13 protein-coding genes are annotated in these 16,662 nt (G+C 74.5%); 7 read left to right on the top strand and 6 right to left on the bottom strand.

Annotated elements, in window-relative coordinates; translation table 11 throughout:
• Window positions 1-26: 26 nt before the first annotated feature.
• Window positions 27-911: an SDR family oxidoreductase gene (locus CNX65_RS09975; RefSeq protein ID WP_218182231.1), complete on the bottom strand. Its 885-nt coding sequence runs from the start codon at window positions 909-911 to the stop codon at window positions 27-29.
• Window positions 912-1,809: 898 nt separating this feature from the next.
• Entirely contained in the window at window positions 1,810-2,946 is a 1,137-nt protein-coding gene (locus CNX65_RS09980; protein WP_157767570.1) for an MFS transporter, read from the bottom strand.
• A gap of 231 nt (window positions 2,947-3,177) precedes the next feature.
• On the opposite strand from CNX65_RS09980, the gene aroB reads away from it, so the two are divergent.
• From aroB to CNX65_RS10000, 4 genes are all read left to right on the top strand, one after another.
• Entirely contained in the window at window positions 3,178-4,326 is a 1,149-nt protein-coding gene (gene aroB, locus CNX65_RS09985; protein ID WP_096492521.1) for a 3-dehydroquinate synthase, read from the top strand.
• Window positions 4,323-6,299, top strand: a complete 1,977-nt coding sequence (locus tag CNX65_RS09990) for a TIM barrel protein (RefSeq protein WP_096492522.1) — start codon at window positions 4,323-4,325, stop codon at window positions 6,297-6,299. Before aroB ends, CNX65_RS09990 begins: the two co-directional genes overlap by 4 nt.
• Entirely contained in the window at window positions 6,296-7,402 is a 1,107-nt protein-coding gene (locus tag CNX65_RS09995) for a sugar phosphate nucleotidyltransferase (protein ID WP_096492523.1), read from the top strand. The genes CNX65_RS09990 and CNX65_RS09995 overlap by 4 nt, the downstream gene beginning before the upstream one ends.
• A gap of 98 nt (window positions 7,403-7,500) precedes the next feature.
• The gene (locus CNX65_RS10000; RefSeq protein ID WP_096492524.1) at window positions 7,501-7,923 is read left to right on the top strand and encodes a VOC family protein; all 423 of its coding nucleotides are present in this window, start codon (window positions 7,501-7,503) and stop codon (window positions 7,921-7,923) included.
• A 37-nt stretch (window positions 7,924-7,960) separates the two neighbouring features.
• On the opposite strand, the gene CNX65_RS10005 is transcribed toward CNX65_RS10000, so the two are convergent.
• From CNX65_RS10005 to aceA, 3 genes are all read right to left on the bottom strand, one after another.
• Window positions 7,961-8,542, bottom strand: coding sequence for a TetR/AcrR family transcriptional regulator (locus CNX65_RS10005; RefSeq protein ID WP_096492525.1), 582 nt, complete (start codon window positions 8,540-8,542; stop codon window positions 7,961-7,963).
• Between the two features lie 152 nt (window positions 8,543-8,694).
• Window positions 8,695-10,260 (bottom strand): malate synthase A, encoded by a 1,566-nt coding sequence (gene aceB / locus CNX65_RS10010; RefSeq protein ID WP_096492526.1) that lies wholly within the window; start codon window positions 10,258-10,260, stop codon window positions 8,695-8,697.
• A gap of 35 nt (window positions 10,261-10,295) precedes the next feature.
• Window positions 10,296-11,564, bottom strand: a complete 1,269-nt coding sequence (aceA, locus tag CNX65_RS10015) for an isocitrate lyase (RefSeq protein WP_096497710.1) — start codon at window positions 11,562-11,564, stop codon at window positions 10,296-10,298.
• Window positions 11,565-11,766: 202 nt separating this feature from the next.
• Here aceA and CNX65_RS10020 point away from each other — a divergent pair, with 202 nt between their 5' ends.
• Window positions 11,767-13,182 (top strand): short-chain fatty acyl-CoA regulator family protein, encoded by a 1,416-nt coding sequence (locus CNX65_RS10020; RefSeq protein WP_096492527.1) that lies wholly within the window; start codon window positions 11,767-11,769, stop codon window positions 13,180-13,182.
• Window positions 13,183-13,243: 61 nt separating this feature from the next.
• On the opposite strand, the gene CNX65_RS10025 is transcribed toward CNX65_RS10020, so the two are convergent.
• Complete coding sequence (locus CNX65_RS10025; protein ID WP_096492528.1) at window positions 13,244-14,455, bottom strand: cytochrome P450 family protein; 1,212 nt, start codon at window positions 14,453-14,455, stop codon at window positions 13,244-13,246.
• Between the two features lie 292 nt (window positions 14,456-14,747).
• Between CNX65_RS10025 and CNX65_RS10030 the strand changes: the two genes are divergently transcribed.
• Window positions 14,748-15,935 (top strand): sensor histidine kinase, encoded by a 1,188-nt coding sequence (locus tag CNX65_RS10030; RefSeq protein ID WP_096492529.1) that lies wholly within the window; start codon window positions 14,748-14,750, stop codon window positions 15,933-15,935.
• 12 nt (window positions 15,936-15,947) lie between these two features.
• Window positions 15,948-16,592 (top strand): response regulator, encoded by a 645-nt coding sequence (locus CNX65_RS10035; protein WP_096492530.1) that lies wholly within the window; start codon window positions 15,948-15,950, stop codon window positions 16,590-16,592.
• Window positions 16,593-16,662 lie beyond the last annotated feature (70 nt).

Here is a 16,662-nt window from a genome sequence, read left to right on the forward strand (position 1 = left end):
TCCTGCTCCGGGCCGCCCTCCCCGCGTCAGCCCTCCCGTGGCAGTCGGCGCGCGCTCACGTCCACCCCTTCCGGCGCCAACCCGGCCAGTTCGGGCAGCAGCGCCGCGCGCTCGCTGTGCAGGCAGGCGTTCTCGGGGCGGCAGGCGTACGCGCTGTCCGCGCGCCGCACCGGCCGCAACAACCCGGCGTCCAACCCCTGCGCGGTGGCGATCCGCCGCGCCCACTCCAGCCTGCTGAGCCGGTCGGGCCCCCCGAGGTGCAGCACCCCGGTGCGCCGGGTTCCCAGCAGCGCCACCACCCAGGCCGACACGTCGTCCACGTGCACGGGCGTGTTCCAGTGGTCCTCGGGCACGTCCAGCTCCCGCCCGTCCCGCAGGGCCCGCAGGCAGGTGGTGGCGAAGTTCGGCCGCAACCCGTCCGGGTCCCACCCGTGCACCAGGCTGACCCGGAGGGCCAACGCGCTGCCCCGCTCCAGGAACGTCCGCTCAGCGGCGAGCTTCGCCGCGCCGTAGGCGTTCGCGGGCGAGACCGGGTCGGATTCCCCACTGCTGGCACGGGTCCCGTCGAACACGTTGTCGGTGGATATCAACACCACGTGCCGCCCCTCGACGGCGTCGGCGATGTTCCGAGCCCCACCGACGTGAGCCTCGCGGGCGAGCGCGGGATTCGCCTCGCACCAGGTGATGTCGGACGGCCCGTGCACCACCACAACACCCTCAGGCGCGAGCTCCGCCACGAGCTCCCGACAGGCCCGCCCATCCCGAACGTCCAACTCCCGCCAAGGCGCCCCACCAGCAGCCCTCGCCCCAGGCCGCCGCCGCGAGCACACCACAGCGTCAACACCACCAGCCCGCAGCCGCCCAGCGACCGCACCACCCAGGTACCCGCTCCCGATGACCAGCACCCCCATCACGTACCCCCGTTCCCAGCCCACACGCTGCGGCCTCCCGCACCCTCCCGGCGGGCAGGGGGCGGGGAAGTGTGATCAAGCTCCTGAACAGGGGGAACGGCGGCAGGGCAACTAACGATCACCCTCGTGGACCCTCCGGTCCCACCGCACCCCCAACCCGTTTCCCCACCGCACGACCCCACACCCCGCACCCGCCTCCCCGACGACCGGGTCGTTCACCCGAACCCGACGAACGGGCCACTCACTCACGGCGACAGCCCGCTCACTTGCTCGGCTGCCTTTTCGCCGCCCGCCTCGCTGAGCCACCGCCGACCACCCACTCGCCACAGGCCGCCCGTCCACTTGGTGAATGGTCCGTTCACTCATGCTCGGCAAACGGCCCGCTCACCCGCCGGACCATTCCTCAGCTGCTCACCCACCAGGCCACTCCCTCGCCGCTCACGCACCGCGCCGCCCATCCGCCGCGCCGCTTCCCACCGAGCTGCCATCGGTCAGCCGCTCACCGCAGAGCACCTTTCCCATTCGGTGAACGGTCCATTCACCGAATGGGATCGCCTCTTCGCCGCTCCTGCCGGGCCTACTACTCCTGCCGGGTCCTCTGCCAGACAACTGCTGGACCGCCGCCAGGCAACTGCCGGGCCTGCCGCTCCTGCCGGACAACTGCCAGACACCTGCTCGCCATAGGCCGCCCGTCCTACTCGGTGAATGGTCCGTTCACCGAGTGGGACTTGCCCTTTCGCGCTCGCGTTGCCGAGCCACTGTCGGCCAGCCGCGCGCTGCGAGCCGCTTGCCCATGTGGTGAACGGTCCGTTCGCCCGCCGCACCACCTGCCAGCCGTGCCCGCCAACCACATCCGGCCCGCTCATCCGACCGCGCCCGCTCACTCGGCTGCGCCGGCTCACCTGGCCACGTCCGCCGACCCCCCACCGCCAACTCCATCCCCACCAACCCGCTCCCCACGCCCCCCACCCGGCTCCCGCACCACCACCGAAGCCACCGCGACCACCAACCCCCCGCAGGCCAACACCCCCAACGCCGCCGTCAACCCGATCCCGCCCGCCAACAACCCCACCAGCGGCGGGCTCCCCAAGAACCCCAAGTACGACACCGTCGTCACCGTCGCGATCGCCCCCGGCCGCCGCTCGTCGTCCACCGACGACCCGGCCAGCCCCATCAGCGTCGGCACCGCGGGCGCCATCCCCACCCCCGCCAGCGCGAACCCGGCCAGCGCCAGCAGCGGTGACAGCTCCAGCGCCGCCGCCAGCGACGCCACCCCGATGCCGATCGCCGCGAGCACCCCGCCGCCCATCACCAGCACCCGCCCGGAAACCCGGTCGCCGCGCCACTGCGCCACCATCCGCCCCACCGCGAGCCCGGCCATGTAGCACGCAGGCGCCGCGCTCCCCAGCAGCGGACCGGTGCCCATGCCCTGCTCCAGGTGCAGCGCCCCCCACTGCTCGACCGCGTTCTCCAGGAACAGCACCACCGCCGCCAGCAACCCGAACGCCAGCAACCCCGGTGCAGGCAACCGCCGCCCCGAACCGGCGCCAGACCCCGAACCAGACCCCGAAGCCCCAGACCCAGACCCCGAAGCCCCGGACCACCCGCCCCGATCCACCGCCAACCCCGCACTCACCAGCACCAGCGCCGAAACCACCACCAGCACCGGCAACGGCGCAACCCCCTGCGACCGCGCGAACCCCACCGCGGGCGCCGCCAGCACCATCGCCAACGGCGTCGCCGCGTGCACCCGGTTGAACAACCGCGTCCCGTCCCGAGCCTCGTGCGCCGCGACGGTGCTGTTCAGCGCCACCTCGATCGCCCCGGACGTCGCCCCCACCGCCGCCAGCGCCGCCCCGAACGCGAGCGCCCCCGACGCCAACCCCGGCAGCGCGCAGGCCACCGCGAAGGCCACCAGCACCACCGGCAGCGTCCACTGCCGCAACGCCCGCGCCAGCGGCGCCGTCAGCACCATCCCGGCGAGCGCCCCCATCGGGATCCCGAACAGGACCAGCCCGAATTCCGCGTCATCCACGCCCACGGCGGTTTTCAAGTCCGGCAGCAGGGCAGCCCATCCACCCCAGAACAATCCCCAGCTGGCCGCCGCCGCGATCAGCCCGAGCGACGAGGAACGACGTTGTGCGGTTACAGGCACCCGGTAACCCCCGATTGACCACGTAACGTTACGGATTTGTGGCCCCAACGTAACTCTGAGATGGTCGAGGTGCCAACACGTCCCCTTCTCAGGCGATCCCCGGAGGAGCGTATGGACAGTCCCGCTGGTTACCGGATCCACGACAACATCCCCCTTCCCGGCAACCTCGACCAGGTCGACGTCCACGTCACCCGCGACGACGACTACCGCATCCACGTCCTCCCCGACGTGGACCGCGCGGTCGACGCGCTGCTGACCGAGCTGGACGGTCGCCGCGCCGTCGTCATCACCGACGACGTCGTCGCCGACCTGCACGAGGGCCGGATCAGCGCCGAGCTGGCGGCGCGCGGCCAGCTCATCGGCCGCACCGCGATCCGCGCCGGTGAGAAGTCCAAGTCCCTCACCACCGCGTTCGAGCTGATCGACTGGCTCGCCGAGGTGGACCTGGCCCGCCGCGACGTGGTCATCGCGCTCGGCGGCGGCGTCGTGGTCGACACCGTCGGCTTCGTCGCCAGCGCCTACATGCGCGGCGTCCCGTACCTCAACATGCCGACCACCCTGCTCGCCCAGGTCGACGCGGGCATCGGCGGCAAGGTCGCCGTGGACCACAGCGAGGCCAAGAACCTCGTCGGCGCCTTCTACCAGCCCAAGGCCGTCATCTCCTGCCTGGAGCACCTGCGCACCCTGGACACCAGGCAGATCCGCTCCGGGCTGGCCGAGGTGGTCAAGAAGGCCGTCATCGCCTCGCCCGAGCTGTTCGACTACATCGAGGCCAACGCCGACGACCTGCTGGCCTGCGCCTCGCCCGCCATCGACGTGCTCGTGCACGCGGCGGGCGCCATCAAGACCAAGCTCGTCGGCCGCGACCCGTACGAGATCGACCTGCGCCGACCGCTGAACTTCGGCCACACCACCGGCCACGCCGTCGAGACCGTCACGAACTACGGCCCGGTGCTGCACGGCGAGGCCGTCGCGTTCGGCATGGTCGTCGCGGTGGACGTGGCGCGGGCGCGCGGCCTGGTCGTGCCCGAGGTCGCCGACCGGATCACCGCCCTCATCCGCCGCCTCGGCCTGCCGGTCGCGCTGGAGGAGCTGGGCGCGGTGCCGAGGGTGGACGACGTGGTGGCGGCGCTGCTGAAGATCCGCCAGATCCGCGACGGCAGCCTGCGCTTCGTGCTGCCGGTCGAGCTGGGCGCCACGGTGATCGCCGAGGACGTCACCGAGGACGAGGTCCGCGCCGCGCTGGTGAGGCTGCGATGAGCCTGCTCGACGACTCCGGCCTCCGGGCGAGCCCGCTGTGGGCGGTGGACGCGGGCGGCAGCGACACCGCCGTCGTCGGCCCCGGCGGGCTGGCGCGGCGCGGCAGCGTCAACCCGGCCTCGTCCGACGACGCGGACGCCGAGTGGCGCGCGCTGCTCGCCGACCTGGCCGAGGTCGGCGGCGCGGGCTGGATCGCCACCGCCACCCTGGACCCGGCCGCGCCGGACGGGGAGCTGGCCAGGCTGCGCGACCTCGCGCTCGACGCGGGCCTGCGCGGACCGGTCGTGGTGTCGAACGACGCCCTGCCCTGGCTGGTCGCGCTGGGCGGCCGGGGCGTGGTCGTCGTGTGCGGCACCGGGTCCGGCTTCCTGGCCTGCTCCGGCGACGCGCCCCCGGTGCGGGTGGGCGGCTGCGAGTACCTCGGCAGCGACGAGGGCAGCGCGTTCGACCTGGGCCTCGCGGGCCTGCGGGCGGCCGTGCGCGGCGCGGACGGCCGCGGCCCCCGCACCGCCCTCACCGACGCCTACCGCCCCTCGCCCGCCGCGCTCGCCCGCGAGCTGGCCGACCGGTCGCACCCCAAGGCGGCGGTCGCGGCGCTGGCCCCGCAGGTCTGCCGGGCCTGGGTCGACGGCGACGAGGTCGCGGCGGGCATCGTCGACCGAGCGCTCGACGACCTGGTCACCGGCGCGCGGGCGGCGGCCGAGGCGGCGGGCCTGCTCCCCGCGATCGCGGGGGCGCGACCGTTCCCGGTCGCGGTGGGCGGGGGAGTGCCGCACGGCTGCCCGGAGTTCCTCGCGGAGCTGGAGGTCCGCCTGCGCGCCGCGCTCCCGGTCACCGAGGTCCTGCCGGTGGACGAACCGGCCCGCACCGTCCGGGCCGCGCTCCAGTCCTGCGAGCGCGCGGGCGAGATCGTGCTGCCGCGCGCCATCGAGGACCACTCCGCCTGGCTGCTCGACCTCGCGGAGGCCCCGAGGCGGCGGGAACCCGAACCGTCCACAGTGGACCCGAAGCGGTCCGCTCCCATCGGGTTGGGCCTGTGCCTGGCCTCCTGGGGCGGTTCGGGCCTCACGGCCGCGCTCGCGGCGGCGGCCGACGCCGACGTGGTCGACCTGCCCACCGACACCACCTCGGGCCTGTTCGACGCGGTCCGCTGGCAGCGCGACCCCCGCTACCGCGAGGAGACCGCCGAGGCGCTGCGCGGCGCGCGCGTGGGCTGCCTGAGCAACAGCCGCGACACGCAGCTCCTGCTCGGCCCGCACGGCCCGCACACCGACCCGGTCCACCGGGGGAGCGCCGAGGACAAGGCCGCCCACGCCAGGCGGCACGCCGAGGCCACCCTCCGCGCCGCCGCCGACCTGGGCGTCCCCCAGGTGCGGCTGATGCTCGGCGTCCCCGACCTGTCCCGCTGGTTGTCCTGGTGGCACAGCGACGTCTCCTGGTCCGACAACGTCGACCGGTGGCGGGCCGCGGCGACCCCGCTGCTCGACCTGGCCGCCGACCTCAGCGTCACCGTGCTCGTGGAGCCCCACCCCAAGCAGGTCGCCTACGACCCGGCCAGCGCCGAGGCCCTGCTCGACGCCACCGGGGACCACCCGGCCGACGTGCGCCTGTGCCTGGACGTGGCGAACCTGGCGGCGGTCGGCCACGACCCGGTGGCCGCGGTCCACCGCCTCGGCGACCGGACGGCGGCGGCCCACGCCAAGGACCTCCAGCGCTGGACCGGCCCCGGCGACCCGCGCGGCGCGGGCTGGTCCCGCTACGGGCCCGGCCCGGCGATCCGCTTCCGCACCCTGGGTGCCGGCGAGCTGCCCTGGCCCGCCATCACGGCCGCGCTGCTCGACGTCGGCTTCACCGGGGCCCTCTACGTCGAGCACGAGGACGCCCTCGTCCCCAGGGAGCAGGGGACGGCCACCTCGGCGCGCCTGCTGCGCGAGCTGCTCCCGCAGTCCCGCCCGCAGGGGAGGACCTGGTGACCGCCGACGTCCGCGCCGCCCTGCTCGCCGGAGGTCTCGGCGAGCGCATGGGCAGGCTCACCGACCGCACCTGCAAACCGCTGGTGCCGTACGCGGCCTCGTGCAGGCTGGTCGACTTCAGCGTCGCCAACGCGGTCCGCTCGGGCATCCCCGAGCTGGTGCTGATGTCGCTGCACCGCGAGCGCGACCTGATCGACCACCTGCGCCGCAACTGGGACGGCAACGGCCTGAGGGTCCACTTCGGACCGCACGACGCCCTGGTCCGCTCCGGCCACGACGGCCCGCTGCCCGAGCGCCCGCCGGAGCGCGGCACGGCGGACGCCCTGCTGGCCAACGCCGAGCACGTGTTCGCGCCGGGCGCGCGGGACGTCCTGGTGCAGCACGCCGACCACGTCTACGACCTGGACTACGGCCCGATGGTCGCGGCCCACCGGGCGGCGGACGCGGACGTCACGATCGGCGTGCAGCGCATCGAGCGCCGCTACGTGTCCCTGTTCGGCATGGTCGAGGTGGACGACGCCCTGGCCGTGCGCAGGCTCGTGGAGAAGCCGCGGAACCCGACCTCGGACCTGGTGTTCACCGCGTTCTGCCTGTTCAAGGCGGACGTGCTGGAGCGGGTGCTGACCGAGCTGGACGCGCAGCCGCAGGACGCCTGGCAGCACGACATCAGCCGCGACGTCCTGCCGCACATGATCGCGCAGGGCCACCGCGTCCTGGCGCACCCGATCTCCTGCTACTGGGCCGACGTGGGCACCGTCGCCCGCTACCGCGAGGAGCACCTGAAGCTGCTGACCACCCCGTCCCCGCTCCCGCCCGACGCCCTGCCGAGGACCCTGGCGGGCGAGCCGCCGCGCTTCGACCCGCTGACCGGCAGCCTGCTCCCGCACCGCCTCCCGGACGGCGTCGACCTGCGCGGCGTCGACCTGCGCGACAGCGTCGTGTTCCCCGGCGCGGTGGTCGAACCGGGCGCGCTCGTGCACGGCTCGGTGCTCCTGCCCGGCGCGGTGGTCCCGGCGGGCGTGGCGGCCAGGGACACCGTGGTCGACGACCACCTGGCCGAGTCCCGCGAGGGGGTGAGCGCCCTGGAACCGGCCAACCGCTGACGAATTCCCCTCGCGCGCGGGAGTAGCGGCCACAACCTGGCCGCTACCCCTGCGAGTGTCGTCCCCACAGCACGACGGCACACCGAGGAGAACCACCGATGACCGTGAACGTCACCCCCCACCTGAACTTCCGCGGCGACGCCCGCGCGGCCCTGGAGTTCTACCGCGAGGTCTTCGGCGGCCACCTGGTCGCGGTCACCTACGCGGACGCCCACGCCGCCGAGACCCCGGAGCAGGCCGACCAGGTCATGTGGGGCCAGGTCACCTCCCCCGAGGGGTTCGCGGTGATGGCCTACGACGTCCCGCCGTCCCGCGAGTGGGACGCGGGCGCGGCCCCGTTCTTCGTCTCGGTGCGCGGCGACGACGAGGCCGAGCTCACCACCCGCTGGAAGGCGCTGTCCGAGGGCGCGCAGGTCCTCGCCCCGCTCGCGCCGTCCGCGTGGGCCCCGCTGTACGGGATGCTGAAGGACCGCTTCGGCGTCACCTGGGTGCTCGACATCGCGGCCCCCTACCAGGGCTGATCCGCGCCCGACCGCTCCCCGGCGCGCAGGGGAGCGGTCACCCGGCGGGGCGCAGCCCGTCGACCAGGAACCCCACCACGCGCCGGGCGTCGTACGACGGGTCCAGGTCGGCGCCGATGCACAGGTTGCCGATCGCCATCAGCACCTCCCGCGCCACCAACCCCTCCCGCACCTCGCCCGCCGCCTCCGCCGCCGACAGCAGCCGCTCGAACACCGGGAGCAACCGCTCCAGGAAGTGCGCGTGCAGCGCCTGGAACCCCTCGTCGTCCGACCGCATCGCCGACGCCAGGCCGTGCTTGGTCACCAGGAAGTCCACGAACAGGTCGGCCCACCGGCGCACCGCCTCGTGCGGCGACGCGCAGCAGGTCAGCAGCGCGGGCCCGGCCTCGGCGCAGGCGTCCACCTGGTGCCGGAACACCGCGATCACCAGGTCCGCGCGGGTGGGGAAGTGCCGGTAGATGGTCCCCACGCCCACCCCGGCCCTGGCCGCGATGTCCCGCACCGGGGCCTCCACCCCGGACGTCACGAACACCGCCGAGGCCGCGTCGAGCAGCGCCTCCTGGTTGCGCCGGGCGTCGGACCGCTTGGCCCGCCCCGCGCCCCCGCCACCGGACTCCACCGAACCCACCCCTCGACCCCGCCCCTCGAACCCCTGCGACCGGCCACGCCACCGACATGGTGCCACCCCCGCCGCCCCGAGCCCCGGAGCACCCCGCGCGACCAGCCCGAACGCGGCGAGGGGGCGGCCCCACGACGCCCCCTCGCCCGCCACTACCCGCGACCGGCCAGGTGCCGGGCGTAAGCCCTGGTCGTGAAGAACAGCGGCAGCCGCTCCGCCAGCGCGTTCTCCGCGAACACCTCCCGCACCGCCTCCCGCCGCTCCGGGGCCACCTCCAGCAGCTCCTTCTCCAGCACCTCGCGCACCAGCCCCTCGCCGACCACCCCGCCCTCGGCGAGCGGCGTCCCGTGCCGCACCCACTGCCACACCTGGCAGCGCGCGATCTCCGCCGTGGCCGCGTCCTCCATCAGCCCGCCGATCGCCACCGCGCCCACCCCGGACAACCACGACTCCAGGTACCGCACCGCGACCGACACGTTCCCGCGCAGCCCGGCCTCGGTCACCCGACCCCCAGTCCGGTCCACCGCCAGCAGGTCCGCGCCCACCACCGCCACGTCCTCCCGCAGCCGGTCCAGCTGGTCGGGCCGGGTGAACGCCGCCGCGCACACCCCGACCAGACCGGGGTGCGCCACCCACGAGCCGTCGAACCCGTCCGCGGCCTCGCGCCGCTTGTCCGCCGCGACCGCGTCCAGCGCCACCGCGTTCGCCTCGGCGTCCCGGCTCGGCACGAACGCCGCCATCCCGCCGATCGCGTGCGCTCCCCGCTTGTGGCAGGTGCGCACCAGCAGCTCGGTGTAGGCCCGCAGGAACGGCGCCTCCATGGTCACCAGCGCCCGGTCGGGCAGGACGAACCCCGGCCGGTCGCCGAGGTTCTTGACCAGGCTGAAGACGTAGTCCCACCGCCCCGCGTTCAACCCCGAGCTGTGCTCCCGCAGCTCGTGGAGGATCTCCTCCATCTCGAACGCCGCCGTGATCGTCTCGATCAGCACCGTCGCCCGGATCGTCCCGCGCGGCAGCCCCAGCTCCTCCTGCGCGAACAGGAAGACGTCGTTCCACAGCCGCGCCTCCCGGTGCCCCTCCAGCTTCGGCAGGTAGAAGTACGGCCCGAACCCGCGCTCCACCGACCGCCGCCCGCAGTGGAACAGGAACAGCCCGAAGTCGAACAGCGAGGCCGACACCGGCCGCCCGCCGACGATCAGGTGCTTCTCCACCAGGTGCCACCCGCGCGGTCGCACCACGATCGTCGCGGGCGAGTCGCCGAGCTCGTAGCGCTTCCCGCCCTCCGCGGTGAACCCGATCCGCCCCTCCACCGCGTCGAGCAGGTTCACCTGCCCGGACACCAGGTTCCGCCACGTCGGCGAGGTGGCGTCCTCGAAGTCCGCCATCCACACCCGCGCCCCGGAGTTGAGCGCGTTCAGCGCCATCCTCCGGTCCGGCGGCCCGGTGATCTCCACCTGCCGCTCCGCCAACCCCGGCGCGGCAGGCGCCACCCGCCACGACGGGTCGTCCCTGACGTGCGCGGTCTCGGCCAGGAAGTCCGGGACGGCCCCGGCCGCGAACTCCTCCCGCCGCTGCCGCCGCTCGGCCAGCAGCTCCGCGCGCCGGGCGGCGAACCGGTCGTCCAGCCGCGCCACGAACGCGATCGCCTCCGGGGTCAGGATCTCGTCGAACCGGTCGCCGGGCGCCCCGACGACCTCCGTCCTGCGGTACTCGTGCACGGCGCTCTCCCCACTGCTGGAACGGATTCCCGGACTCAGGCGAACTGGGCCTGCTCGGTGGACCCGGACAGCGCCGTGGTCTCACCGGTGGGGTTCAGCGCGGTGCTGACCCGGTCGAAGTAGCCGGTCCCGACCTCGCGCTGGTGCTTGACGGCGGTGTAGCCGTCCCGCTCGGCGGCGAACTCCCGCTCCTGCAGCTCGACGTACGCGCTCATGCCGCTCTCGGCGTACCCGCGCGCCAGGTCGAACATCGAGTGGTTGAGCGCGTGGAACCCGGCCAGCGTGATGAACTGGAACTTGTAGCCCATGTGCCCCAGCTCCCGCTGGAACTTCGCGATCGTGGCGTCGTCCAGGTGCTTGCGCCAGTTGAACGACGGCGAGCAGTTGTACGCCAGCATCTTCTCCGGGTACCTCGCCTTGACCGCCTCGGCGAACTCCCGCGCCACGCCGAGGTCCGGCAGCGAGGTCTCCATCCACAGCAGGTCGGCGTGCGGCGCGTACGCCAGCCCCCGCGCGATGCACGGCTCGATCCCGCCCCGCACCCGGTAGAACCCCTCGGCGGTGCGCTCGCCGGTGGTGAACGGCCGGTCCCGCTCGTCGACGTCCGTGGTCAGCAGCGTCGCGGCCTGCGCGTCGGTGCGGGCGACCACCAGCGTCGGCACCCCGGAGACGTCGGCGGCCAGCCGCGCGGCGTTGAGGGTGCGCACGTGCTGCCCGGTCGGGATCAGCACCTTCCCGCCCAGGTGCCCGCACTTCTTCTCCGACGCGAGCTGGTCCTCCCAGTGCACCCCGGCCGCGCCCGCCGCGATCATGGCGCGCATCAGCTCGAACGCGTTGAGCACCCCGCCGAACCCGGCCTCGGCGTCCGCGACGATCGGCGCCAGCCACTCCCGCTCGCCGCCGCGACCCTCCGCGTGCTCGACCTGGTCGGCCCGCAGCAGCGCGTTGTTGATCCGCCGGACCACCTGCGGCACCGAGTTGACCGGGTACAGGCTCTGGTCCGGGTAGGTCTGCCCGGACAGGTTCGCGTCCGCCGCGACCTGCCAGCCCGACAGGTAGATCGCCTTCAGCCCGGCCCTGACCTGCTGCACCGCCTGGTTGCCGGTCAGCGCGCCCAGCGCGTGGACGTAGTCCTCGTCGTGCAGCAGCTCCCACAGCCGCTCGGCGCCGCGCCGGGCCAGCGTGTGCTCCTCCACGACGCTGCCGCGCAGGGCGACCACGTCCTCGGCGCCGTAGGCGCGCTCGATCCCGGCCCACCGCGCGTCGGTGGCCCACTGGTCGGCGATCTGCTCCGCGCTCAACATCACAAGGCCCTCCACGTCGTCCGTCCCGCCCACTGCCACCAGCTCGACTTCCGCTGCGGTGAACGATGCGCGAGCGGCGCGGCCGGGACGACCGGCGCAACCTGCCAATTTCCGAAAATCCCCACCCCCGGTTCTGCTAATCCTGCGAATGCGCACGTTCGCGAAACTGCCCTACCCTGGGTCCTCACCACGGAGGTGCGACATGGCCAGGACGTTCGTCGGAGCACGCCTGCGCAGGTTGCGGGAGGAGCGCGGGCTCACCCAGGTCGAGCTGGCCCGCGCGCTCGGCATCTCGGCCAGCTACCTCAACCAGATCGAGCACGACTCGCGCCCGCTGACCGTGCCGGTGCTGCTGCGGCTCACCGAGTCGTTCGGCGTGGACGCCTCGTTCTTCGCCACCCACGACTCGGCCCGCCTGTTCGCCGAGCTGCAGGAGGCCCTGTCCGGCACCGACGTCTCACCCGGCGACCTGCGCGAGGTCGCCACCTCCCGGCCCGAGCTGGCCAGGGCGGTGATCGACCTGCACCGCCGCTACCGCCAGGCCGACGAGCAGCTCACCGCCGTCGCGGGCGACCGCTCCGGCGAGCTGGTCGTGGGCGCGCACGAGCGGGTGCGGGACTTCTTCTACACGCACGCCAACCACTTCGCCGAGCTGGACACCGCCGCCGAGCACGTGGCGGGCCGCACCGGCGTCCGCCCCGGCGAGATGCGCTCCGCGCTGGCCGCCCGGCTCGCCGACCGGCACGGCGTGCGCGTGCAGGGCATCGCGGGCGAGCTGGCCAACCACAACTCGGCGGGGGAGCTGCACCACTACGACCCGGTGAACCGGGTGCTGCGGCTGTCCGGCAACCTGCGCCCCGGCCAGCAGGCGTTCCGCATGGCCACCCAGATCGCGCTGCTGGAGTTCGGCGACGAGCTGGACGCGATCGTCCAGGAGAGCCGCGAGCCGGAGGGCCCGGTGCGGTCGCTGATCCGGATCGGCCTGGCCCGCTACGCCGCCGCCGCGCTGCTGCTGCCGTACCGCTCGTTCCACGAGAGCGCCGAGGAGCTGCGCTACGACATCGAGCTGCTGGCCGACCACTTCGCGCTGAGCTTCGAGACCATCTGCCACCGCCTCACCACCCTGCAGCGGCCCGGCGAGCGCGGCATCCCGTTCTCGTTCGTGCGGGTGGACCGGGCGGGCAACGTCTCCAAGCGCCAGTCCGCCACCGGCTTCCACTTCTCCCGCGCGGGCGGAACCTGTCCACTGTGGAGCGTCTACGGCGCGTTCTCCTCACCGGGCAAGGTGGTCGCCCAGGTCGCCGCGATGCCGGACAACCAGCGCTACCTGTGGGTGGCCCGCACCGTCTCGCGCAGCCGGGGCGGCTACGCCAGCCCCGGCAAGATCTACGCGGTGGGCCTCGGCTGCGAGATCCGGCACGCCTCGCGCCTGGTCTACTCCACCGGCGTCGACCTGGAGGACGCCTCGGCGGCCACCCCGATCGGCCCCGGCTGCCAGACCTGCGACCGCCCGCTGTGCCCGCAGCGCTCGATGCCCCCGATCGGCAGGCCGCTGCGCGTGGACGCGAACCGCAGCACCTTCATCCCGTACCCGCTGGAGCCGGGGAAGGTGCGCTAGCCCGCGCCCACGCGCGGCCCGGCCTCAGTCGCCCCGACCGGCGCGGGCGCGCGGCCCGGCCTCAGTCGCCCCGACCGGCGCGGGCGCGCGGCCGGGCGTCCTCGGGGGTGTCCACCTCCAGCGCCAGCGCGAAGTGGTCGAGCGTCGCGGGCAGCGGCTCGCGCAACCGCTTGCGGAACACCAGCTGCTCCCGCAGCACCTCCACCGCCAGCCCGGCGCTCGCCAGCACCAGGTCCCGACCGGGGCACACCGCCGGGCCGCCGCTGAACGGCACCACGCCCGGCGCGCCCTGCGGCCACAGGTCCGGCCGGTAGGAGTCGCCGTGCGCCCGGTGGAAGTACGGCGTGAAGACCACGAACGTCGTCCCGGCGGGCAGCGCCTCCCCGTGCCAGTCGGTCTCCCGCGTGCTCTCGCGCAGGATCACCGGCGTGGTCGGCCACAGCCGCGCCGACTCCAGCACGCTCACCGACCCCGGCTCGTCGCCCGCCGCGCCCACCGCGAGCGCCCGCATCGCCACGATCCCGGCCGCGTCGAACGCGAACAGCCAGTGCGGCGCCTGCTCGACCACGTCCTCGACCGCCCGCCCGTGGGCCAGCCCACCGGCCTCACCGCGCTCGGCGTGCCCCCGGACCCGCTCCTCGAACCGCCGCCGCAGCCCCTCCCGGCGCGGCCGCAGGTACGCCCAGTTCGCGGCCGACCGCAGCGCCCCCAGCTCGGCCGTCAGCTCCTCGTCCCCCCGAGCCCCGCTCCCGAACACGATCCGCCGGGCGACCCGCCACCACGCCTGCGAGAACGCGTCCCAGGTCAGCACCCCGGTGCTGCGCGCGTGCCGGACCAGCAGGTCCACCTCGTCCCGCACCACCCGCTCCCAGTCGGCGTTCCCCGGCCGCAGCGCCTCCTCGTTGAACCGCCGCCGCTCCGCCCGCTCGGGCCCGCGCGTGGCCAGCGACCCGTGCGGCTGGAAGTGCCGCAGCGCGGCCCGCTTCTCGAAGGTCGCGGGCGCGAACGGCTCGGGTGTGCCGTCCAGCAGCCGGACCACGTCCTCCACCGACACCACCAGCGCCACGCTCCGCCCCGGCACCCGCAGCCGCACCGGCCCCGGCCCGTGCTCGGCGCGCAGCGCGGCCACCGTCCGGATGGCCGCCTCGTCGGCCTGGACCCGCTGCTCCAGCGCCAGCACACCGGGCCGCCGGACGATCACCCCCTTGGCCAGGGTGGGCAGCAGAACCCGCCCGAACACCCGCGCCGTGCCCATCCGCGATGCCAGTGCCACGCCACTCCTCCGTCCCTGGCGACCGGCCCCGCACCACCTCGCGCGGACTCCCGGCTGCCGTCCGGAGGGGGCTATCCGCGCCGGGCCCCGGTAAACCGGCGCCGCGCCCCCGGTCGCCGACCACCTCGCCCACGAGCTGCGACATCCCCCGATCGTGCGGCGCGGCGGTGGCCCACCCGCCGGATCTACTACTTTCGTCCGACCCCGATCCCCTGTCCCCACCTGCGTGAACTCGTTAACCTGAACGGACGAGCGGCGCCCGCCGCCCCCCGGCACACGAGGAGCCCCAGGCGTGGACAGCGCGGCACCCCCCGAGGCAGCCCCGCCCCGCCCGAGGACCTCCCGCCCGCCCCGCCCCGCGCTCTGGTCCCGCGTCCCCTGGCTCGACACCACCTGGCAGGGCCGCCGCTCCCTCTTCCTCCTCGACCTCGCCGTCACCGCCGCGATCACCGGCGGCGCCGCCCTGGAGGTCGTGGCCAGGGGCGGCCCGTCCTCCGTCGTCACCCTCCTGCTCGCCGCCCCCGCCCTCCTGCTCCGCAGGCGCTGGCCCCTGCTCACCGTCGCGACCGGCCTGCTCCTCTCGGTCGTCATGGGCGTGCTCGGCGTGTTCCTCACCGCCCCCCGGACCGTCCTGGTCATCGGCCTGCACACCACCGCCGCCCGCCACGGCTTCACCTGGCGCACCTGGCTCGCCGCCGTCCCCGCCTACCTCGCGCTCCTCGTCCCCGCCTTCCTCTCCGACCGCCTCGACTGGCCCTCCTACCTGATCACCAACGCCGTCTTCACCCTCCTGCCCCTCCTCACCGGCGTCTGGGTGCACCAGCGCGCCAAGGTCCTCGACCTGCTGCGCGAGCGCGCCGAGACCGCCGAGCGCGAGCGCGACCTGCTCGCCGAGCGCGCGGTCACCGCCGAGCGCCGCCGCATCGCCCGCGAGATGCACGACGTGGTCGCCCACCGGGTCAGCGTGATCGCCCTCCAGGCGGGCGCACTGACCGTGATCGCCGACGGCGAGACCGCCGAGGTCGCCGAGGTCATCCGCAAGTCCGGCTCCGCCGCGCTCGCCGAGCTGCGCGACGTGCTCCGGGTGCTGCGCGAGGACGAGTCCGAGGTCGTCGCGCCCGGCCTGCCCGGCATCGAGTCCCTGGTGGCCGACGCGCCCGGCCGGGTCGAGCTGGCCCGCCCGGACCCGCTGCCCGAGGTGGAGCCCGCCGTCGGCCGGGCCGCCTACCGGGTGGTGCAGGAGGCGCTGACCAACGCGGGCAAGCACGCCCCCGGCGCGCCCGTGCAGGTGCTGCTGGAGGTGGGGGAGCGGCTGGTGGTGCAGGTCCGCAACGGCGTCCCGGAACGCCCCGGCGGCGCGGTGCCCGGCTCCGGGTACGGGCTGCTCGGGATGCGCGAGCGGGTGACCCGGGCGGGAGGGACGGTGTCCGCGCGGCCGGAGGGCGGCGGGTACGTTGTGCGTGCTGAGTTCCCCTGCTGAACGGACGGCGCGGTGGCGGTCAAGGTGCTCCTGCTCGACGACGAGGAGCTCGTGCGCGGCGGCATCAGGCTGATCCTGGAGTCCGACCCCGACCTGCGGGTGGTCGCCGAGGCCCCGGACGGCTCGGACGTGCTCGACCTGGTCGACCGCTTCCACCCGGACGTGGTGCTCACCGACGTGCAGATGCCCGGCGTCGACGGCCTCGAGGTGGTGCGCCGGGTGACCGCCCTGCCGGACGCGCCCGCCGTCGTCGTGCTCACCACGTTCGACCTGGACGAGTACGCGCACTCGGCCCTGCGCGGCGGCGCGACCGGCTTCCTGCTCAAGGACACCCCGCCCCGCGACCTGGTGCGCGCGGTGCACGTGGTGGCGCGCGGCGAGGCCATGATCTCGCCCGCCGTCACCAAGCGGCTGCTGCTGGAGTTCGCCGCCGAGCCGGCCGGCCGGGCGGAGGCGCGCCGCAGGCTGTCCGGCCTCACCCCGAGGGAGCGCGAGGTCGCCGAGGCGGTCGGCCGGGGCGCGAGCAACGCCGAGATCGCCAAGGAGCTGTTCCTGAGCGAGTCGACGGTGAAGGTCCACATCGGACGGATCATGGCCAAGCTCGACGCGGCCAACCGGACCAGGGTGGCGATCACCGTGCACGACGCGTCCCGCTGAACGGTCCACAGTAGACAATCCGATACTTCTCGTCCCGCAAAGGTTTTCGCCCGGCGACCTCACCCGTTAG

Source organism: Actinosynnema pretiosum (assembly GCF_002354875.1).
Classification (GTDB): domain Bacteria; phylum Actinomycetota; class Actinomycetes; order Mycobacteriales; family Pseudonocardiaceae; genus Actinosynnema; species Actinosynnema auranticum.